The sequence below is a fragment of the Streptosporangium sp. NPDC001681 genome, assembly GCF_040298085.1.
In the GTDB taxonomy this organism is placed as follows: domain Bacteria; phylum Actinomycetota; class Actinomycetes; order Streptosporangiales; family Streptosporangiaceae; genus Streptosporangium.
In genome coordinates, this window is the sequence record NZ_JBEOZN010000108.1 from 1 (window position 1) to 20,316 (window position 20,316).

Annotated in this window: 17 protein-coding genes; 12 read left to right on the forward strand and 5 right to left on the reverse strand. The window is 68.9% G+C overall.

Annotated features, from left to right (window positions below):
• Positions 1-84 precede the first annotated feature (84 nt).
• Positions 85-2,079: a cation:proton antiporter gene (locus ABT130_RS35470; RefSeq protein ID WP_350963067.1), complete on the reverse strand. Its 1,995-nt coding sequence runs from the start codon at positions 2,077-2,079 to the stop codon at positions 85-87.
• Between the two features lie 119 nt (positions 2,080-2,198).
• Here ABT130_RS35470 and ABT130_RS35475 point away from each other — a divergent pair, with 119 nt between their 5' ends.
• Positions 2,199-2,987, forward strand: coding sequence for a serine/threonine-protein kinase (locus tag ABT130_RS35475; protein WP_350919216.1), 789 nt, complete (start codon positions 2,199-2,201; stop codon positions 2,985-2,987).
• Between the two features lie 83 nt (positions 2,988-3,070).
• On the opposite strand, the gene ABT130_RS35480 is transcribed toward ABT130_RS35475, so the two are convergent.
• The gene (locus ABT130_RS35480; RefSeq protein WP_350919219.1) at positions 3,071-3,670 is read right to left on the reverse strand and encodes a TetR/AcrR family transcriptional regulator; all 600 of its coding nucleotides are present in this window, start codon (positions 3,668-3,670) and stop codon (positions 3,071-3,073) included.
• Between the two features lie 84 nt (positions 3,671-3,754).
• Between ABT130_RS35480 and ABT130_RS35485 the strand changes: the two genes are divergently transcribed.
• Together ABT130_RS35485 and ABT130_RS35490 are read left to right on the forward strand one after the other, a co-directional pair.
• Positions 3,755-4,669 carry a carbohydrate kinase family protein gene (locus ABT130_RS35485; RefSeq protein WP_350919222.1) on the forward strand — a complete coding sequence of 305 codons (915 nt, stop codon included), beginning with the start codon at positions 3,755-3,757 and terminating at the stop codon, positions 4,667-4,669.
• Positions 4,670-4,736: 67 nt separating this feature from the next.
• Positions 4,737-5,960: an aminotransferase class III-fold pyridoxal phosphate-dependent enzyme gene (locus ABT130_RS35490; RefSeq protein ID WP_350963069.1), complete on the forward strand. Its 1,224-nt coding sequence runs from the start codon at positions 4,737-4,739 to the stop codon at positions 5,958-5,960.
• 9 nt (positions 5,961-5,969) lie between these two features.
• On the opposite strand, the gene ABT130_RS35495 is transcribed toward ABT130_RS35490, so the two are convergent.
• Positions 5,970-7,076, reverse strand: coding sequence for a GNAT family N-acetyltransferase (locus ABT130_RS35495; RefSeq protein WP_350963072.1), 1,107 nt, complete (start codon positions 7,074-7,076; stop codon positions 5,970-5,972).
• Between the two features lie 159 nt (positions 7,077-7,235).
• On the opposite strand from ABT130_RS35495, the gene ABT130_RS35500 reads away from it, so the two are divergent.
• The 4 genes from ABT130_RS35500 to dop all read left to right on the forward strand — a co-directional run bounded on the left by ABT130_RS35500 (position 7,236) and on the right by dop (position 13,117).
• Positions 7,236-8,105: a tRNA (adenine-N1)-methyltransferase gene (locus ABT130_RS35500; protein WP_350919231.1), complete on the forward strand. Its 870-nt coding sequence runs from the start codon at positions 7,236-7,238 to the stop codon at positions 8,103-8,105.
• A gap of 205 nt (positions 8,106-8,310) precedes the next feature.
• Positions 8,311-10,074, forward strand: coding sequence for a proteasome ATPase (gene arc / locus ABT130_RS35505; protein ID WP_350963074.1), 1,764 nt, complete (start codon positions 8,311-8,313; stop codon positions 10,072-10,074).
• Between the two features lie 283 nt (positions 10,075-10,357).
• Positions 10,358-11,515, forward strand: coding sequence for an acyltransferase family protein (locus ABT130_RS35510; RefSeq protein WP_350919236.1), 1,158 nt, complete (start codon positions 10,358-10,360; stop codon positions 11,513-11,515).
• A gap of 87 nt (positions 11,516-11,602) precedes the next feature.
• Entirely contained in the window at positions 11,603-13,117 is a 1,515-nt protein-coding gene (dop, locus tag ABT130_RS35515; RefSeq protein WP_350919239.1) for a depupylase/deamidase Dop, read from the forward strand.
• A 156-nt stretch (positions 13,118-13,273) separates the two neighbouring features.
• Here dop and ABT130_RS35520 read toward each other — a convergent pair whose 3' ends face one another.
• Positions 13,274-14,161: a serine/threonine-protein kinase gene (locus ABT130_RS35520; RefSeq protein WP_350963077.1), complete on the reverse strand. Its 888-nt coding sequence runs from the start codon at positions 14,159-14,161 to the stop codon at positions 13,274-13,276.
• A 202-nt stretch (positions 14,162-14,363) separates the two neighbouring features.
• Complete coding sequence (locus ABT130_RS35525; RefSeq protein WP_350919244.1) at positions 14,364-15,158, reverse strand: serine/threonine-protein kinase; 795 nt, start codon at positions 15,156-15,158, stop codon at positions 14,364-14,366.
• Positions 15,159-15,486: 328 nt separating this feature from the next.
• Here ABT130_RS35525 and ABT130_RS35530 point away from each other — a divergent pair, with 328 nt between their 5' ends.
• The 5 genes from ABT130_RS35530 (at position 15,487) to pafA (ending at position 20,270) form a co-directional block, all read left to right on the forward strand.
• The gene (locus ABT130_RS35530; RefSeq protein WP_030904562.1) at positions 15,487-15,696 is read left to right on the forward strand and encodes a ubiquitin-like protein Pup; all 210 of its coding nucleotides are present in this window, start codon (positions 15,487-15,489) and stop codon (positions 15,694-15,696) included.
• Between the two features lie 646 nt (positions 15,697-16,342).
• A complete protein-coding gene (prcB, locus tag ABT130_RS35535) occupies positions 16,343-17,161 on the forward strand; it encodes a proteasome subunit beta (protein WP_350919446.1) in 819 nt (272 codons plus the stop codon).
• A 25-nt stretch (positions 17,162-17,186) separates the two neighbouring features.
• A complete protein-coding gene (gene prcA / locus ABT130_RS35540; RefSeq protein WP_350963079.1) occupies positions 17,187-17,990 on the forward strand; it encodes a proteasome subunit alpha in 804 nt (267 codons plus the stop codon).
• Positions 17,991-18,113: 123 nt separating this feature from the next.
• Positions 18,114-18,749, forward strand: coding sequence for a hypothetical protein (locus tag ABT130_RS35545; protein WP_350963082.1), 636 nt, complete (start codon positions 18,114-18,116; stop codon positions 18,747-18,749).
• Positions 18,750-18,911: 162 nt separating this feature from the next.
• Positions 18,912-20,270, forward strand: coding sequence for a Pup--protein ligase (gene pafA / locus ABT130_RS35550; protein ID WP_030904553.1), 1,359 nt, complete (start codon positions 18,912-18,914; stop codon positions 20,268-20,270).
• Positions 20,271-20,316 lie beyond the last annotated feature (46 nt).

A 20,316-nucleotide genomic window follows, 5' to 3' on the forward strand; every position in this document is an offset into this window, starting at 1 on the left:
CGGGCGGTACGGCCATGGCCGTACCGCCCGGCGTGTTCTCGGGGTCCTTTCGCCGTGCCGCTCGCGTGTCAGGTCGGTGTGCGATCAGAGCTGCGGGGCCGGGGCGCGCAGAGCGGAGACGGCCTCGGCCCAGTCGACCGGGTCGGGGTCCTGCTCGGCGCGGACCAGCAGGTGCACGCCCTCCGGGGCGGTCCCGGTGTCGGCGGCCACGACCAGCGCGCCCTCGGGGATCGCACCCACGCCGGCCGCGACTCCGAGCTTGGACAGCCGCTGGGCCAGGGCTGAGGCCCGGTTCCCGCCGGTGACGATCAGTGGCCGGTTCCACAGCATCGCGAGGGTGAGCGCCACGTGCGCGGCCGCGTCGTCACCGGAGCCGTAACGTACCGCGACCGGCCCCGGCTCGGAGCCGGGCTCGGCCTGTTCCGGCACGGGCAAGGACACGACGGTCACCACGCGGCAGACCGCGCCGTCACGCACGGCGGCATAGCCGGGGACACCGGCGGGCAGCACCAGCAGGTCGGCTTGGGCACCGGAGGCCAGCTCCGGCAGCTCGCCTGCCACATCCGCGCTGAACCGGCTCACCACCCTGGTCTCCGAGCCGCGCTCGCGGGCGCTGCCGGCCAGCGCCTCCAGGTCGTGGAGGGTCTCGGCCAGCTCGGCCAGCTCCGAGGAGAGGCCGCTGCCGACCTCCAGGCGGCCCGCCGGGTAGGGGCGCAGGTGGCCCAGGACCACCTCGGACGGCGACCTGGACAGGGCAAGGGTGGTGGTCAGGCCGACCAACGGGGCCTGCTCGGCGGGCGGATCGGGCACGATCACCAGCACCCGGTGGGCGGCGGTCGCGCCGAGGGCGGCACGTTCGGCCTCGGCGATGTCGCGGGCCACCCGCCTGTCGGGGTAGATCCTGCGCACCAGCGGGCCGGTCATCGCGGTCGTGACGAGGGCCATGACCACCATCAGCGAGTAGAGCTCGTCGTCGAGCACGCCCTTCTGCAGGCCGACGGTGAGGATGACGATCTCGGTGAGCCCTCGCGTGTTGAGCAGGGAGGCCAGTGCCCAGGACTGCCGCTTGGGCAGCCGCTGGGTCCGCGCGGCGGCGTAGGAGCCGAGCAGCTTGCCGCCGATCGCGACGACCAGGATCGCGGAGAGCGTGCCGAGGCTGGACAGGTCGAGTTCGCGCAGGTTGACGTTGAGCCCCGCCACCACGAAGAACATCGGCAACAGCAGCAGTACTGCGAGCTGTTCCAGCCGCTCCAGGATCTCGTGGTTGAGCCGTTCCGCCCCCTCGCGGGGCATCACCGCGCCGAACACGAACGCGCCGAAGATGAAGTGGACGTGCATCCACTCGGTGGCCCAGGCCGATCCGATCAGACCGAGGAGCACCAGGGAGAGCAGGCCGGGCGTCAGCCGCCCGGCCTTCTCGTAGGCGGGCACCAGCCGGGCCAGCAGGGGCTTGACGACCAGGAACATCACCAGCGCGTACGGCAGGGCGAGCAGGACCTTCCACTGCCCCTCGGACTCTCCGGCCCCCGCGATGCCCACCACCACCGCCAGGACGGTCCAGGCGAGCACGTCGATGACGGCCGCCGAGGCCAGGGCGAGGCCGCCGAGCGTGATCCGCTGCATTCCCCGGTCGGTGAGGACCCGCGCCAGCACCGGGAAGGCGGTGGCGGCCATCGCCGCGCCCATGAACAGCACGAACGGCAGGGTCTTGTCGCCTCCCACGTGCTCACCCGCGATGGCCAGCGCGAGCACGCAGCCCAGGACGAACGGCACCACGGTCGAGCCGAGCGCCACGGTCACCGCGATCCGTCCCTTGCCCCTGACCAGCTTCTGGTCCAGTTCCAGGCCGACGACGAACATGAACAGCACCAGGCCGACGTTGGCCAGGGCCTGCAACGGGGGCCGCATCTCGGAGCCGAACAGCTCGTCACCGATCAGGGGGCCCAGCAGGGTGGGGCCCAGCAGGATGCCGGCCACGATCTCGCCGATGACCGGAGGTTGGCCGAGCCATCTGGCCAGCGCTCCGAAAAGCCGCGCGGCCGCAAGGACGATGACAAGGTCAAGCAGGAGCAGATCCATGTGCAGCAATTGCGAGCACGCTTTCCGTATGCAAAGAAAAGCCCCGAGAATGGCGAAGGCGACGTTACCGTGTGTGGGATGTCGTCGCGAACGTTGCGCAGGCATGGAGGGAGACCGTTGTGGAAGGCATCGCCGACTATGAGTTCATCCGGTCACTGGGAGCCGGTAATCACGGTGAGTTCTACTTGGCGAAAAGGCCCGAGCGGTTACCCATCGAGGCGGATCTGGTCGCGGTGAAGGTGGTGGGGGGCACGGGGAACGACGCCTTCCGCCGCGCCACGAGAGAGTTGAAGGCGTTCGCCGCGGTGCGCTCCCCGTATCTGGTGCGGCTCTACGACGCCGGCCAGCAGGGCGGGGTGTTCTATTACTCGATGGAGTACCTGCCGGACGGCTCGCTGGCGCATCCCGCGGAGCGGCCGTCGCGCGAGCGGGTGCTGCGCTCGATCGCCTGCGTCTCCCACGCGGCGCAGGCACTGCACGAGGAGGGCATCGTCCATCGCGACATCCGCCCCGGCAACGTGCTGCTCGCCGACGACGGGGGCAAGCTCTCCGACCTGGGCCTGTCACAGGTGCTGACGCCGGGCGTGACGGTGACCGGGATGGGGGACATCGGTTCGGTGGAGTTCACCGATCCCACGCTGCTGCAGGGGGAGACGCCCACCCCCGCGGGCGACGTGTGGTCGCTGGGCGCGACGCTGCACTGGGCGGTGAGCGGCGCCGGGCTCTACGGGAAACTGCCCACCCACGACCCGCTGCTGACCCTGCGGAAGGTGTACAGCACGCCGCCGTCGATCGATCCGGGGTTGGAGCCCGAGCTGTCGGATCTCGTCCAGGCATGTCTTGGCGACGTGGCCAAGCGGCCCACCGCGCGGGGGGTGGCCGACCGGCTCTACGCCCTGCTGGTCTGAGCTTCCGCCCGTGCGCCCCGGGACCGTGGCCTCGGCTCCCTGAGCGTGCGCGCCGGGAGCCGAGGCCACGGGGTGGCCGGGCGCTACCCGCCGGTGGGGCGCAGGCGGTCCAGTTCGGCGTTGAGCACCCGCTCCAGACGTGCGGTGCCGAGCCTGCCCGGGTAGAGCAGGCGGTGCACGCTCAGCCCGTCGACCAGGGCGAGTAGCCGCTCGGTCACGTCGTCGAGGTCTTCGGTGGTGGAGATCTCCCCACCGGCGGCCGCGGCGCCGAGCAGGCTGCGCACCAGGTAGCGCAGCTCCTCGGCCTCGGCGCGCTGCGCCTCCAGCATCGCCGGGCTGGTCATGCTGCGACTCCAGAAGCCGACCTCCAGCCCGCTCTCCCGCGTGCGCTCCTCGTCCAGTGGCAGGTTGTCGAGGAGGAGCTCGCGCAGCGCCGCCAGCCCGGTGAGGCCGGCCAGCTTGCCGCGCAGGCGCTCCACGATGCGCCGGTGCGAGGAGCGCAGCGCCGACAGCATGATGTCGTCCTTGTCGGCGAAGTAGTGGGTCAGCACGCCGTTGGAGTAGCCGGCCTCCTTGGCGATCGCCCTGGTCGTGGCGGCCTCGATGCCCTCGCGCAGGATGATGCGGCGAGCGGCCTCGATGACCTCCTCGCGGCGCTCCCCATGATCGACGATCTTTGGCAACTCGGTTCCCTCCCGAACGGAATCCGTTGACATTGTAGTCGGTCGCCCGTCTATTATCCGCTGAAGACATGAGGAGGACTCACTATGACCGTCGTAGCCCTCGGGGTGCACATCGTGGACGTGCTCGCCAGGCCGGTGGAGTCGATTCCCGCCGGGCAGGACACCCACCTGCTGGAGCAGATCCGCGTCACCGCCGCGGGTGCCGCGGCCGCGACCGCCGTAGACCTGGCCGCGCTCGGTGTCCCGGTGGCCTCGGTGGGGGCGGTCGGCGACGACGAGCTCGGAGATCTGCTCGTCATGATGATGGGGCGGCGCGGCGTCGACGTGACCGGGGTGGTCCGCAGGCGGGGAGAGCAGACCGCCGCCTCGATCCTGCCCATCCGTCCGGACGGCGGGCGCCCGTCCTTCCACGTTCCCGGAGCCAACCTGGGCCTGGCTGTCGCCGACGTCGGTCGCGAGCGGATCCTCGGTGCGCGCGTCGTGCACCTGGGGGGCATGGACGTGACCTGGGGCCTGTACGACCCCGCTTTCTTCGCGCTGCTCGACGAGGCGCGCGCGGCGGGCACGATCATCACAATGGACCTTCTGTCCAATATGCCGGACCTCATGCAGGGGGTCCGGAGCTTTCTCCCGCACGTCGACTACCTCCTGCCCAACGAGGAGCAGGCGCTGCTGATGAGCGGTGCGGGCAGTGCGGAGGAGGCCGCGCTGGCCCTGCTGGGGGAGGGACCCTCGGCGGTCCTGGTCACGCTCGGCGCGGACGGAAGCCTGATCGCCGAGGCGGAGGGCGTCACCCGCGTTCCCGCCCTCGACGTCGAAGTGGTCGACACCACGGGGTGTGGTGACGCCTACTGCGCCGGGTTCATCGCCGGCCTGGTCGACGGCCGTGACGTGGCCGGCTCGGCACGGCTCGGCACCGCGCTGGCCGCCCGCGTCGCGGGAGGCCTGGGTTCGGACGCCGGCCTGGACGGGGCGCGCGCACTACGCGAGGAGAAGTGATCCCACCGCTCGCGGCCGGACACGGCACCGAACCGCCCGAACCGATCCAGATCTGAAAGGACGACGCATGTCCATCGACGCCAGCCTCAGGGAGCGGGCCGCCAAGGTCGTCCCCGGCGGCATGTACGGCCACCTCAACGCGGCCCTGCACGGCCCCGCCTACCCGCAGTTCTTCGTCGGCGGCGAGGGTTGCCGCCAGCGGGACGCCGACGGGCGCGAGTACGTCGACCTCATGTGCTCCTGGGGTCCCGTCGTGCTCGGCCACCGCCACCCCGCGGTCGAGGCCGCCGTCACGGCCCAACTCGCCGCGGGCGACTGCCTCAACGGCCCCGGCCCCGTCTACGTGGAGCTCGCCGAGCTTCTGGTGGACACCGTCCCGCAGGCCGACTGGGTGATGTTCTCCAAGAACGGCACCGACGCCACCACCCAGGCGCTGATGGTGGCCCGCGCCGCCACCGGCAGGACCAAGGTCCTCATGGCGCACGGCGCCTACCACGGGGCCGACCCGTGGTGCACGCCCAGTACGGCGGGGACCACCCCCAGCGAGCGCGCGGACCTGGTCGAGTTCACCTACAACGACCTCGCCAGCGTCGAGGCCGCCGCGGCGCAGGCGGAGGGCGACGTCGCAGCGATCATCGTGACGCCGTTCAAGCACGACTCGTTCGAGGACCAGGAACTCGTCGCCGCGGAGTTCGCCCGGGGGGTGCGGGCGCTGGCCGACCGGATCGGCGCCGCGCTGGTGATCGACGATGTGCGCGGTGGCTGGCGGATCGACCTGGGCGGCTCCTGGGAGCCGCTGGGCGTGCGCCCCGACCTGTACGCCTTCAGCAAGGCCATGGCCAACGGTCACCCGATCGCCGCCGTCACCGGTGTGGACGCCCTGCGAGGGCCCGCCCAGACGCTCTACTCCACGGGTTCCTTCTGGTTCAACGCCGCTCCGATGGCCGCGGCCAAGGCCACCATCGAGACGCTGCGCGACATCGACGGCATCGCCCTGATGGAACGCGCGGGCACCCGCCTGCGCGAGGGTCTCGCCGCCCAGGCCGCCTCCCATGGCTTCACGGTCAACCAGACCGGCCCGGTGCAGATCCCATGGCTCTCCTTCGAGGGCGATGTGACCCTGGACAAGGGCATGTTCTGGGCCGCGGCCTGCCTGCAGGAGGGGGTCTACCTCCATCCGTGGCACAACTGGTTCCTGTCGGCGGCCCACACCGACGCCGACATCGACCGGGTGCTGCAGGGCACCGACGCCGCCTACGCCAGGCTCAGGGCCCACTTCGGCGCCGACTGAACGCGGCCCCTAGCGTGGGGCGTCCCGCAGCCGGTACCACTGCAGGTCGTCCAGGCGGGTGCCGTCGGGGCCGGGCAGCAGACCGCGCAGCAGGGCCTCGCGGGTGAAGCCCGCGCGCTCCAGCACGCGCTGCGAGGCGACGTTGGTGGGGGAGGTGCCCGCGATGATCCGGCTCAGGGAGGTGTGCTCGAAGGCCCAGTCGACCAGCAGGTTCACCGCCCTGGTGGTGAAGCCCCGGCCGCGGAACGCCGGCAGCAGGCTGTAGCCCGTCATGGCCTGCCCCAGCGGCGGGGCCAGGTTGGAGAGCTGGATCTCCCCGGCGAACGCGCCTGTCGCGGCGTCCGTGATCACCGCCTCGACCCCCCCGCCGGCCAGTCGGGTCGCGCCCGCCGTGCGGCACCGCTCCTCGACCTGCTCGGCGCTGCGGGGCTCGGGCGGGACGCTGTATCTCACGACGTCGGGCAGGTTGTGCAGCGCCAGGTAGTCGGCGGCGTCGGCGGGGGTGAGCGGCCTGAGCCGTACTATCCCGTCGGTCAGTGAGCCGCCGGGGAAGTCCGGTAGGAACGGCGTCACGCGCTCGCCGGAGTCGCCGCGCAGGCGTGCGAAGGAGACCAGGTCACGGCGGGTGCCGTCACGCTGCTGTTCGGCCCCGCGCCGAACGCCCTCGTGCCGGAAACCGGCGGCCAGGGCGACCCGCTGGCTGGCCAGGTTCTCCACGTCGGCGAGGAGTTCGACGCGCTCCACCCCGTGGCCGAAGCCCCATCCGGCCAGCGCGGCGGTGGCGGCCGTGGCCACCCCCCGGCCCCGCGCCCACGGTGCGACCAGGTAGCCGATCTCGTTGGTGCTCCGCAGGCGGGAGGGCTTGAGGCCGATGTTGCCCAGCCACTCGCCCGTCTTCGTGTCCGCGATGGCGAACGCGGCTCCCCCGCTCTTCCAATCCTGCTCGGCCATCTCCAGGTACTGGAGGGCGTCGTCCCGGGTGTAGGGCACGGGTATCAGGGGGAAGAACCGGACGATCTCCGGGTCCGCGCAGGCGCGGACGATCGCTTCGGTGTCGGTGGGGGCGAGCGGTCTCAGGACGACGGGGCCCGCCGGAATCACATCTTGGGGAAACACACGACAACAGCTACCAGTTCCCCTGTAGTGGAGCGAACCATTTTGCGGATCGTCGCTGTCCGTCTGCTCCGGACGGCCGTGTCCGTTTCCCCCTGCCCGACCGCCGCTCCCGGCCAGAGGCGGGATCGGCCGCGGTCGCGCGCCGTTAACCTTGCGGTCATGGGTTTTCGCAGGCATGGGCCGTTTCAGGCCGGGGATCAGGTTCAGCTCACCGACCCCAAGAACAAGCGTCATACGGTGACGCTGAAGGAAGACGGCGTGTTCCACACGCACAAGGGCGGGATCCCGCACAGTGAGCTGATCGGCCGGCCCGAGGGCTCGGTGGTGCGTTCGTCCGGGGGCACCCAGTATCTGGCGTTCAGGCACCTGCTCCAGGACTACACGCTCTCCATGCCGCGCGGCGCGGCGGTCATCTACCCCAAGGACTCGGCGCAGATCGTGGCCATGGCCGACATCTTCCCGGGCGCCAGGGTGGTGGAGGCGGGGGTCGGCTCCGGCGCGCTCACCTGCTTCCTGCTGCGCGCGGTGGGCTCCGAGGGCACCGTCACCTCCTACGAACGGCGCCAGGACTTCGCCGAGATCGCCACCAAGAACGTGGAGAAGTTCTACGGCGGTCCGATGTCGCAGTGGCGCCTGGTGGTCGGCGACTTCGTCGCGGACCTCGACGAGAGTGACGTCGACCGGATCATCCTCGACATGCTCGCCCCGTGGGAATGTGTGGACGCCGCGGCCAAGGCCCTCACCCCTGGCGGTGTGATCTGCTGTTATGTCGCGACCACAACCCAGCTGTCGCGTACGGTCGAAACTCTCCGGGAGCACGGGAGTTTCACCGAGCCCCATGCGTGGGAGACCCTGGTTCGTGACTGGCATGTCGAGGGGCTGGCTGTGCGGCCCGACCACAGAATGGTCGGCCACACCGGCTTCCTGGTCACGGCCCGTCGCATGGCCGACGGGGTGACGCCACCACCTCGACGTAGACGTCCGGCGAAGGGTGCACAGGGTGAGGAGTCCACGTCTTCCGCCACATGATGACGATTCGGCCACGAGGGTTCGTGGGGGAGTGACACGGGAGCGGACCTTCGTGTTCTTATGCTTCTAGCACTAAAAGCACCAAAAGGGATTAATCATCGCGCACTTAATGTAGTCATACGAACACTGCTCAGCCAGGTAAGGGACAGCCCTTAGATGGGTAGGGTTTCGAGTAGTCGGTCTCGACTGGGAAGGAGGTGACGCCGTGGCAGCTCGCGACGACGCTGAGGCTCGAGCCGCGCAGCGCGAACGGGAGGTCGCTGACCTCACAACACAGGTCTCCTTCCTGCAGGAGGAGATCACCGTGTTGCGTCGGAAGCTGACGGAGTCTCCCCGGCAGGCCAGGATCCTTGAAGAGCGTCTCCATGACTTGCAGGCGAACCTCGCGGCCGTAACCGGCCAGAACGAGCGTCTGGTGGCCACCCTCAAGGAGGCCAGAGACCAGATCGTCGCCCTGAAGGAAGAGGTAGACCGGTTGGCGCAGCCGCCATCCGGGTTCGGCGTGTTCCTCGAAACCAGAGAAGACGGCACGGTGGAGGTTTTCACCGGTGGTCGCAAACTCAGGGTGAACGTCAGTCCGGCGGTGGACGTCGACTCGCTGAAGCGCGGCCAGGAGGTCATGCTCAACGAGGCGCTCAACGTGGTCGAGGCCCTCGGCTTCGAGGAGCTTGGCGAGATCGTGATGCTCAAGGAGCTTCTCGAGGACGGCCATCGCGCGCTGGTGATCTCGCATGCCGACGAGGAGCGGGTGGTGAAGCTCGCCGAGTCGCTGGTGGGCCAGCCGATCCGGGCAGGCGACTCCCTGCTGCTCGAACCCCGTTCGGGCTATGTCTACGAGCGCATCCCCAAGTCCGAGGTCGAGGAGCTCGTCCTGGAGGAGGTGCCCGACATCTCCTACGAGGAGATCGGCGGGCTGATGCGGCAGATCGAGCAGATCCGGGACGCCATCGAGCTCCCGTACCTGCACGCCGACCTTTTCCGCGAGCACAAGCTCCGCCCGCCCAAGGGCGTCCTGCTCTACGGACCGCCCGGCTGCGGCAAGACGCTCATCGCCAAGGCGGTCGCCAACTCCCTGGCCAAGCAGGTCGCGGAGAAGACCGGTCAGTCCGGCAAGAGCTTCTTCCTCAACATCAAGGGTCCCGAGCTTCTCAACAAGTACGTCGGCGAGACCGAGCGGCACATCCGCCTGGTCTTCCAGCGGGCTCGTGAGAAGGCCTCCGAGGGCACCCCGGTGATCGTGTTCTTCGACGAGATGGACTCGATCTTCCGGACCCGGGGCTCAGGCGTCTCCTCCGACGTCGAGAACACCATCGTTCCCCAGCTCCTGTCGGAGATCGACGGCGTCGAGGGCCTGGAGAACGTCATCGTGATCGGCGCCTCCAACCGCGAGGACATGATCGACCCGGCGATCCTGCGGCCCGGCCGCCTGGACGTCAAGATCAAGATCGAGCGGCCGGACGCCGAGGCGGCCAGGGACATCTTCTCGAAGTACCTCATCGCGGAGCTCCCACTCCACTCCGAGGACCTCGCCGAGCACGGTGGCAGCCGCCAGGAGACCATCTTCGGGATGATCCAGCGGGTCGTCGAGCGAATGTACACCGAGAGCGAGGAGAACCGCTTCCTTGAGGTGACCTACGCCAACGGGGACAAGGAGGTCCTGTACTTCAAGGACTTCAACTCCGGCGCGATGATCCAGAACATCGTCGACCGCGGCAAGAAGATGGCGATCAAGCAGTTCCTGGAGACCGGGCAGAAGGGTCTGCGGATCCAGCATCTGCTGGCGGCCTGCGTGGACGAGTTCTCCGAGAACGAGGACCTGCCCAACACCACCAACCCCGACGACTGGGCCCGCATCTCCGGCAAGAAGGGCGAGCGGATCGTCTACATCCGCACCCTCGTGACGGGCAAGCAGGGCACCGAGGCCGGGCGTTCCATCGACACGGTGGCCAACACCGGTCAGTACCTGTAAAAGCGGCACGTGTGCCGATCGACGGCGCGGCCTCCCTCGGGGGCCGCGCCGTCGGTGTCTCGCCAGGTTTTTGTCTACTTTTGCGGCGTTTGGTGGCATTGGGGGGCTTTGTTGCCTTTTTGACCTGCCGTCACTCGTATTCGGCTGCGCGGACCCGGCACCACCCGTATCTCCAGTCACATCCATCCCGAAAGTGACCGGAAATCAACAGCCGTCACAGGGAACCCGAATGATCGAAGCGCCGTCCAAGTGGCGTGCGTGAACATTCCGGCCCGGCCGTCAGGTGACCGGCACGGGGTCTCGCGAGGCGCTTCGGGGAAGCGGCCGCCTCGCCGAACTCGACCTCCTGCGCTTCGCCGCCGCCATGGCGGTGCTCGCCTTCCACTACTTCATCGCCTTCGCCTCGGTGTGGGGCGACCGTCCCGCCAAGTTGTTCCCGGCGATCTCCACGATCTCCGGACTCGGCATCCTCGGTGTCGAGCTGTTCTTCATGATCAGCGGCTTCGTGATCCTGATGAGCATCTGGGGCCGGGGTCTGGGGGCGTTCGCCCTCTCCCGGCTGGTGCGGCTCTTTCCCGCCTACTGGGTCAGCGTGGTGGTCACCGCCGCGGTCTACGGGCTGACCGCGGCCACGGCCCTGGACCCCAAGCTCAGCCTCGGCGAGTACGGGGTCAATCTCACCATGCTCCAGCGGGCCTTCGGCGTCTATGACGCCAACGGCGTCTACTGGTCGCTCTGGGTGGAGCTCCGCTTCTACGTGCTGATCTCGATCCTGGTGATCACCGGGGTCACGCTCAACCGCTGCCTGGCCTTCATGGGCGTCTGGCTCCTGGCCGCGGGCTTCTTCGCGGGAAGCGATGAGGCGTGGGTCGAACTTGTGATCATGCCCAAGTACGCGGCCTACTTCGTCGGTGGCATGGCGTTCTTCCTGATGACCAGATTCGGTCCCAGGCTGGTCCTGTGGTGTCTGGCCGGGATCAGTGGCGGCCTGGCCGTCAGTGCGGCGCTCGACCGGGTGGCCGGGCGCGTGGAGAAGGTCGGCTACGCCGCGATGCCCGTGCCCGACTGGGCCGTCGTCGCCACGGTGGTCGGCTTCTACGTACTCATGGCGATGGTGGCGCTCGGCTGGCTGCGGTGGCTGCGCTGGCGCGGCCTGGTGGTCCTGGGCGCGCTCACCTACCCGCTCTACCTCTTCCACACCGCGGCCGCCGTCCTGATCGTCCCGGCCCTGCGGGACACGCTGCCGCCACCGTTGACCGCCCTGGTCACCGTGCTGGCCGCGATGGCGTTCTCCTACCTGGTGTATCGGGTGGCCGAGCGTCCCCTTCAGGAGTTCGTCAAGTCGAGAAGGCGCAGGAAGGCCGCGCAGGCGTCGCCCGCACAGCCTCCCGGGTTCTCCTCGATCCCCCTCGCAACGGGCGAAAAGGCTTCGGTGCCATAACTGTCCGACCACCGGGCATAGTGAAGGGTCTAGGGTCGGGAATAGATACCTCGGAGAGAAACAGTCCCTGATGAACAGAGGGTGCGCATGACGGTACGGCGGGTGATGGGCATCGAGACCGAATACGGCATCTCCGTGCCCGGACAGCCGGGGGCCAACGCGATGGTGACCTCCTCTCAGGTCGTGAACGCCTATCTGGCGGCCTCGGCGGCCAGAGCACGGCGCGCGCGATGGGACTTCGAGGAGGAGAACCCGCTGCGCGACGCGCGGGGGTTCGACCTCGCGCGGGAGGTGGCCGACCAGAGCCAGCTGACCGACGAGGACCTCGGCCTGGCGAACGTGATCCTCACCAACGGGGCCCGGTTGTACGTGGACCATGCCCACCCCGAATACTCCACTCCCGAGTGCACCAACCCTCGGGCGGCGGTGATCTGGGACAAGGCAGGCGAGCGGGTGATGCACGACGCGGCGGTTCGCGCCTCGGCGATGCCGGCCAACGCCCCGATCCAGCTTTACAAGAACAACACCGACAACAAGGGCGCCTCCTACGGCTGCCACGAGAACTACCTCATGCGCCGGGCGACCTCGTTCGCCGACATCGTCAGGCACCTGACGCCGTTCTTCGTCTCCCGGCAGGTCGTCACCGGCGCGGGCAAGGTCGGCATCGGTCAGGACTCCCGGGGTGAGGGCTTCCAGATCAGCCAGCGGGCCGACTTCTTCGAGGTCGAGGTGGGCCTGGAGACGACGCTCAAGCGGCCGATCATCAACACCCGGGACGAGCCGCACGCCGACCCGGAGAAGTACCGCCGCCTGCACGTCATCATCGGTGACGCCAACATGTCGGAGATCTCGACCTACCTGAAACTGGGATCCACCGCGCTCGTCCTGGCCATGATCGAGGACGGTTACTTCACCCGTGACCTCACCGTGGACAACCCGGTCCAGGCGCTGCGCGCGGTGTCGCACGACCCGACGCTCAAGTACGAGATCTCCATGCGCGACGGCCGCAGGCTGACGGCGGTGCAGCTCCAGATGGAATACCTGGAACTCGCGCGCAAGTATGCCGAGGAACGCAGCGTCAACGGCATGGACGAGCCCACCAAGGACGTCCTGGAGCGCTGGGAGTCGGTTCTCACCCGCCTGGCGGATGACCCGATGCAGCTGTCCGGGGAGCTTGACTGGGTGGCCAAGCTGGAGCTCCTGGAGGGCTATCGCACCCGCGACGGCCTTCCCTGGTCGCATCCGCGCCTGCAACTCGTCGACCTTCAGTACTCCGACATCCGCCCCGACCGAGGGCTCTACAACCGGCTGGTCGCCCGGGGCCGCATGCAGCGCCTGGTCACCGAGGAAGAGGTCCAGCGGGCTGTCGAGGTGCCGCCCAACGACACCCGCGCCTACTTCCGAGGCCGTTGCCTGAGCCAGTACAGCGAGTCGGTGGCCGCGGCCTCCTGGGATTCGGTCATCTTCGACATCCCCGGTCGCGAGTCGCTGCAGCGTGTCCCCACCCTTGAGCCGCTGCGCGGTACCAAGGCACACGTGGGCGAGCTGTTCGACCGCTGCCGTACCGCCGCGGAGCTGGTGACGGCGCTGACCGGTGAGTAGTGGCGCTCCCGAGGGGGAGGCTCCCGGTGGCCTCCCTCTCGATCCGGGCTGTCCCCACCTGCCGTACGAGGTCCGTGCGGAAGCGGCTGCCCGGCCCGGTGGTGATCGGTAGGTGCCGTACGGCCTGCCCGCCCGGTCGAAAGCGGGCGCGAGGCGCTACGCGTAGGCGTCCGGTGGCAGCCGTGCCGCGGGCAGTCGCGGCCGGGCCAGAGCCACGCCCTCCGCGTGCAGGACGGCCGACAGCATGCGCCCCGCCTGACCCATGCTGATACGGGTCGCCGGGTCGCGCCGGAGCAGCCCTTCCAGGACGGGCCGCAGCGCTCCCGCCCGTACCATCGTCTCCGGGTTCCCGTCGGCGGCCGAGCCCCGGGACGTCGGCGCGTGGTGACCGGGTCGAGGCGGCCGGCCCTTCACCGCGAAGTACAGGCTCGCCCCGAACGACCACAGGTCGCCCGCCGGGGTCGGCGAGCCGCCCCGTAGCCGTTCCGGCGCGATGAAGGCGGGAGAGTGGGTGAGCGGCAGGGTCGTGGAGGTGCCCGAGTCGCGGTGCAGCGCCGCGATTCCGAAGTCGGCCAGCACCACCCGGTCGCCGGTCAGCAGGATGTTGCGCGGGTTGATGGCCCGGTGCAGGACGCCGGCCCCGTGCGCGTGGCGCAGCCCGCCCAGCAACTGGAAGCCGATCCACGCCACCCAGTGGATCGGCAGGGGGCCCATGTGCCGCACCGTCTCCTTGAGCGTGAGGGCCTCCAGCAACTCCATGACGATCCAGAGCCGCCCGTCCTCCTCAAGCAGGTCGTGCACGGAGATCACCGCCGGATGGTTCAGCCGCCCGGCCGAGCGCGCCTCGCGCAGGGCTCGCCGCCGCGCGTCGCGCATGTCCGCCCCGTATTCGCCGAACCGTGGCTGGATTTCCTTGATCGCCACATTCCGCCTGAGCAGGGAATCATGGGCACGCCACACAATGCCCATGCCGTCCTGCCCGATCGGCGAGGTCAGGTGATAACGCCCACCCAGTGGGCGTGCCTTTCCTGCACCTGTTCCCATGAATCACCTGTTGCACATAGAAGCCGGGCCCCTCAGCTGATTCATATTTTCACCTGGAACGGTGCACCATGTGGTTACTTATGGTAATTATGTGTAACAATTTAGTTGCACGGGCATGATGGAATTTTGTTCTGCGTCCTTAAATCCCTATTAGGGAATCAGAAAAATTGCCCAGAAGTCGGCGAACGCGCCGCGAAACGCGTCAGGCCGCGCTGAAACAGCGCACGTCCTCCAGCATCTTCGAGGTCCGCTCGGCACTCAGCCGAGCCCGTGGATCCTTGCGCAGCAACCCGCGCAGCACCGGCTCCAGGGCGCCCGCCCGCTTCGGCGCGCGCGGCGGCTCTCGCAGCGCCGCCACCAGCGACGCCATCGAGTTCACCGTACGGAACGGGGTCCTGCCCTCCACCGCCATGTAGAGCGTCGCGCCGAACGACCACATGTCCGCCTCGCGGGTGCCACCCCTGCCCTGCAGCGCCTCCGGCGCGATGAAGGCCGGCGTGCCCCGCATCGAGGTCGTCGCCGCACCCTCCGGCGCCGCGAACCCGAAGTCGGCCAGCACCACCCGATCACCGGTCAGCATGATGTTGGCCGGTTTGATGTCGCGGTGGATCACTCCGCCGTCGTGCGCGTGCCGCAGCGCCTCCAGCAGGCGGCACCCCATCGCCGCCACCAGGTCGACCGGGAGCGGGCCCGCCTGCACGAGCGTGTCGTGCAGCGTGAGGGCCTCCAGGAACTCCATGACGATCCAGAGGCGCTCGGCCTCCTCGGTCAGGTTGTGCACCGTCACGATGCCACGGTGGCTCAGCCGTGCCGCCATCCGCGCCTCCCGGACCACCCGCCGCCGCTGCTCGGCCGCGGCGGGCCCAGGTGGCAGGGGTATCTCCTTGAGGGCCACCTCTCGCTCCAGAAGCAGGTCGTATGCGCGCCAGACGACGCCGGTCGCCCCCTGGCCGACGCGGGAGACGAGCTTGTACCTGCGCGCGATGATGGTGCTCACCCCTCAATGATCGCAGTTTTCCACCCGGGAGGCCTACTTGGAACGTTCCCTACCTTCCCGTGGGCGCCGGATAACTCCGGATTCGAGGGTGATGGTGGTCACACAGGGCCGACCAGGGCGGCGGCACGCCCGAGTCGGGCGGTATCTCGTCCAGGAGAACGGGGCGGAGGGGATTTGCCGCGGAGCCCCCGGGGAGGTTTCCTGACGGGAGGTACCCCGGGACGGAGCAGGGGAGCTCCCGTAAAGATCGCGGGACGATCCGCGCGCAATGTCGTCCGGTTCGGGGAAGATATGAGTCAGATGCGTCCCCCAAGCGGAGGTGCCACACATGGCAAGTAAGGACACCGGCGGCCAGAAGCAGACCGGCCGGACCGACAAGGAAGTCGAGGAGACCGCCGCGGCGGAGACCTCCGACGTCCAGGAGCGTCACGAGAAGCTCTCCGACGACGTCGACGCGATCCTCGACGAGATCGACGAGGTTCTTGAGGAGAACGCGGAGGAATTCGTTCGAAGCTACGTGCAAAAGGGCGGTGAGTAGGGGGCCGCGCGGGAAAAGCCACCAGGGAGCGGCCGGAGGTTTCCGCCGGCCGCGAATATCGCCGGAGATGCCAGGCGACCAGGCCGCGGGCCGAATTCAGCCGTGACCGAGCACGACCAGATGGACTGACTTCTCACCGCAAGCCCTGTCGCAGCTGGATGAAGAGGGCCGGCGAGGTCAAGAACCACGGCGGCGAGCGCGGCTACCGGCCGAAACCGAGGCATGGCATTACCGAGGGACGTCATCGAGGCCGACGTCGGTCGGATGTTCGCCGAGCGAGGTGGCTTCCGCTCGATCTACCGGGCGGGAGAGCGGAGCGGCGGGAGGAGGGGCCCGGGGACCGGATGGGTCTCCGGCCCGCCCGCCCGCGCCCGGAGGCGGGCCGTGCGGCTCGCGCCCGGCGTCGACACCGAGGTGCGTCCGCCCGCGCGCCGGAGTGCGGGCCGGCGGGCCGGCATGTCGCGACGACCCGGCCACCACACGGATGTGGTCACCCGTAAAGATTCAAAAGCCCGGCGGAGGTGGGTTCGCGCTGAGCTGATCCAGGGAAGTGCAAGCAGGACGGCAAGATGAGTAAGGTCGGGCCTTAAAGGACTGCACCTTTGGAGGGAGTCGCGTGGGATCGCACAGGGACCTGCCCGCCGGCATGGTGAACCATATCTTTACCGACACCGGGAGCTCCTCGTTCACCGAGTTTGTCAGGTCCCATTCGCCGGACTTGTTGCCTGGCCGTAACGAGACTCTGGCGACCCCGGTGGGCGACCAGATCCCGCATGCCACCACGATCGTCGCGGCGATATGCGCAGGTGGCGTGGTGATCGCGGGAGACCGCCGGGCGACCTCGGGAAACATCATCTCCCAGCGCGACATGGAGAAGGTGTTCCGCACGGACGACTACTCGGGCATGGGCATCGCGGGGACGGCGAGCACCGGGATCGAGATGGCCCGCCTCTACCGGGTGGAACTCGAGCACTACGAGAAGCGGGAGGGCCGAACCCTCTCGGTGGCGGGTAAGGCCAACCGGCTCGCCACGATGATCCGCGGCAACCTGCCGATGGCGATGCAGGGGCTCGTGGTCGTGCCGCTCTTCGCCGCCTACGACCCCGATGTCGACGGCGGCCGGATCTTCAGCTACGACGTGGGCGGTGGCCCCTACGAGCAGTACCAGCACCACGCGATCGGGTCCGGCTCGATCTTCGCGCGAGGCGCGCTGAAGAAGCTCTACCGCGAGGGCGCCTCGCCCGAGGACACCGTGCTGACGCTTGTTCACGCCCTCTACGACGCGGCCGACGACGACTCGGCGACCGGCGGCCCCGATGTGATCCGCAAGATCTGGCCCGTCGTCGCGGTGATCACCGCCGACGGATACCGCCGACTCCCCGACGAGGAGGTGGGTGAGTTCGTCCGCACCGTGATCGACTCCAGAACGAACTTCCCCGACGGCCCCACCGCCCCGCTGCGCTAACACGAGAGGATCACCCCAGGTGTCCATGCCTTTTGGATATGTCTCGCCCGAGCAGCAGATGCGAGACAAGGCGGACTACGCGCGCAAGGGGATCGCGCGGGGCCGTAGTGTCGTCGTCCTGCAGTATGAGGACGGCATCCTGTTCGTCGCGCCCAACCCGTCCCGCGCCCTGCACAAGATCAGCGAGATCTACGACAAGATCGGTTTCGCCGCGGTGGGCCGCTACAACGAGTTCGAGGCGCTGCGTCTCGGCGGCATCCGCTATGCCGACATCAACGGCTACACCTACGCCCGTGACGACGTCACCGCCCGCGGCCTGGCCAACCTCTACGCGCAGAACCTCGGCCAGATCTTCACCGAGTCGCTGAAGCCGTTCGAGGTGGAGATCGTGGTCGCCGAGGTCGGCGACTCCTCCGACGAGGACCACATCTACCGGCTGACCTTCGACGGCTCGGTCTTCGACGAGGCGGGCCTGGTGGCCATGGGCGGCCAGGCCGAGGCGGTGGCCGGCCGGCTCAAGGAGCGTTACCGCGACGGCCTGTCGCTGGCGGAGGCCCTGGAGGCGGCGCTGTTCGCACTGACCGAGCCGGGCGGCGAACGCTTCCCGGCGAGCCAGCTGGAGGTCGCGGTCCTCGACCGGAACCGGCCGCACCGCAAGTTCCTGCGGTTCAGCGGCCCGAGGCTGGAACGCCTGCTGTCCGCCGGGGCCCCCGCGGCCGAAGCGCCCGCGCAGCCCGCCCAGCCGGAGAGTCCCCTTTCCGCGCCCGAGACGCCCGGTGCCCCGCCGACCGCGCCCGACGGCGACATCGACACCGGGGCGAGCGGCTGACCGGGCCCGCCGGTCGACCATGAGACGGAAGAGCGCCGCCCTGCCCGGGGCGGCGCTCTCGGTGTGTCCTGGATCACTTCCTCTCCTGACAACCGGACCCGCTCACCGATGGTCACAGTCTGTGTGAAAAACGCCACCCCCCGAGCCTGGACCAGGCTCACCCTCCCCTCGGCCGGTCCCGCCGCGCTCGCACTGCTCGCAGCCGTGGCACTGATGTCCGGCTGTGCCGAGACGCCGGCTCCCACCTCCTCCTTTGCCCCCTCGACCGGAGCGCCCGACGCCGCCGTCTCCTCCAGTCCCGCGGCCACCCCCGAAATCTTCGGCACCGAGTTCCAGGCCGCTCCCGAGCACGACTGGAGCAAGGGTGGCCCGCCCCCCTTCGAGGGGGTCCTGCGCGGCTGGCTCACCGACGTGGACAAGGGCGGCGTGGCCGAGTACCGGCCGATCCGCTTCACCCAGAGCGGTGGCGAGGACGGCCACTTCGACGGCCCCGAGGAAGGCGACGTGACCCGCTACGCGGCGCCCATCGCCGAGGACGTGCTGTTCCTCGCGGACAGTGGCTGCGACGGCTCGTCGCAGACCTATGACAAGGCCACCAACCTCGGCACCGAGAAGTGCACCCGCCAGACGTTGATCGACAACGTCAAGGAGGCGGCGTCCCTGGCCGGGGTGGAGGGCCTCTACCGGCCGGCCCTGATCACCACGGAGAACGGCAGGATCACCAAGGTTGTCGAGATCTTCTGGCAGGGCGGCGGCTGATCCGGTTCACCGAACCCGGCGCCCGCGCATCGCTCGCACCCGGCGGTGACCCGGGTGCGAGACGCGTCCGCGCTTAGCCGCTCACAGCCCGGGGCATAAGCCGTACGACCGAAAACCCCATGATCCCTCCCACGAGAGGGGTTCGGCGAATAGTGTGAGGCAATGGATCGTCGCATCTTCGGGCTTGAGAACGAGTACGGCGTCACCTGCACATTCAGGGGGCAGCGGCGGCTGTCACCCGATGAGGTAGCGCGTTATCTATTCCGCCGTGTCGTCTCCTGGGGCCGATCGAGCAACGTCTTCCTCCGCAACGGGGCGCGCCTGTATCTCGACGTGGGCAGCCACCCCGAGTACGCCACCCCCGAGTGTGACAACGTCGTGGAGCTCGTCACCCACGACAAGGCGGGCGAGCGCATCCTGGAGGGCCTCCTCGTCGACGCCGAGAAGCGTCTTCGCGAGGAGGGCATCGCCGGCGACATCTACCTGTTCAAGAACAACACCGACTCCGCGGGAAACTCATACGGCTGCCACGAGAACTACCTGGTGGGCCGGCACGGCGAGTTCGGCCGCCTGGCCGACGTGCTGATCCCGTTCCTGGTCACCCGGCAGATCATCTGCGGGGCCGGCAAGGTGCTGCAGACCCCGCGCGGGGCGGTCTACTGCGTCTCCCAGCGGGCCGAGCACATCTGGGAGGGCGTCTCCAGCGCCACCACCAGGTCACGCCCGATCATCAACACCCGTGACGAGCCGCACGCCGACGCCGAGCGGTTCCGCCGCCTGCACGTCATCGTCGGTGACTCCAACATGAGCGAGACGACCATGCTGCTCAAGGTCGGCGCCACCGACCTGGTGCTGCGCATGATCGAGGCGGGCACCGTGATGCGTGACCTGTCCCTGGAGAACCCGATCAGGGCCATCCGGGAGGTCTCCCACGACATGACCGGGCGGCGACGGGTCCGGCTGGCCAACGGCAGGGAGGCGTCCTCGCTGGAGATACAGGAGGAGTACCTTTCCAAGGCCCGTGACTTCGTCGACCGCCGCGGCGGCGACGAGATCAGCCACCGGGTGCTGGAACTGTGGGAGCGCACGCTCAACGCGGTCGAGACCGGCAACCTCGACAAGGTCGCCCGCGAGATCGACTGGGTGACCAAATACCAGCTGATCGAGCGCTACCGCAAGAAGTACGATCTGCCGCTGTCGAGCCCCCGGGTCGCCCAGCTCGACCTCGCCTACCACGACGTGCACCGCCGCCGTGGCCTGTTCTACCTGCTGCAGAAGCGTGGCGCGGTGGAGCGGGTGGCCTCCGATCTGAAGATCTTCGAGGCCAAGTCGGTGCCGCCGCAGACCACCCGTGCCCGGCTGCGCGGGGAGTTCATCCGCAAGGCGCAGGAGAAGCGCCGTGACTTCACGGTCGACTGGGTGCACTTGAAACTCAATGACCAGGCACAGCGCACGGTGCTGTGCAAGGATCCCTTCCGCAGTGTCGACGAGAGGGTGGACAAGCTCATCGCCGGAATGTGATGGTCACGCTTCGGCAAGCTCCTTCCATGCTTACCTCCTCCGTATG

Excerpts from the sequence above, each read along its gene's own strand:
- ABT130_RS35470 (WP_350963067.1), bottom strand. The coding sequence starts at position 2,079 with ATGGATCTGCTCCTGCTTGACCTTGTCATCGTCCTTGCGGCCGCGCGG.
- ABT130_RS35485 (WP_350919222.1), top strand. The coding sequence starts at position 3,755 with ATGACCGTCGTAGCCCTCGGGGTGCACATCGTGGACGTGCTCGCCAGG.
- ABT130_RS35490 (WP_350963069.1), top strand. The coding sequence starts at position 4,737 with ATGTCCATCGACGCCAGCCTCAGGGAGCGGGCCGCCAAGGTCGTCCCC.
- ABT130_RS35500 (WP_350919231.1), top strand. The coding sequence starts at position 7,236 with ATGGGTTTTCGCAGGCATGGGCCGTTTCAGGCCGGGGATCAGGTTCAG.
- dop (WP_350919239.1), top strand. The coding sequence starts at position 11,603 with ATGACGGTACGGCGGGTGATGGGCATCGAGACCGAATACGGCATCTCC.
- ABT130_RS35520 (WP_350963077.1), bottom strand. The coding sequence starts at position 14,161 with ATGGGAACAGGTGCAGGAAAGGCACGCCCACTGGGTGGGCGTTATCAC.
- ABT130_RS35530 (WP_030904562.1), top strand. The coding sequence starts at position 15,487 with ATGGCAAGTAAGGACACCGGCGGCCAGAAGCAGACCGGCCGGACCGAC.
- prcB (WP_350919446.1), top strand. The coding sequence starts at position 16,343 with ATGGTGAACCATATCTTTACCGACACCGGGAGCTCCTCGTTCACCGAG.
- prcA (WP_350963079.1), top strand. The coding sequence starts at position 17,187 with ATGCCTTTTGGATATGTCTCGCCCGAGCAGCAGATGCGAGACAAGGCG.
- pafA (WP_030904553.1), top strand. The coding sequence starts at position 18,912 with ATGGATCGTCGCATCTTCGGGCTTGAGAACGAGTACGGCGTCACCTGC.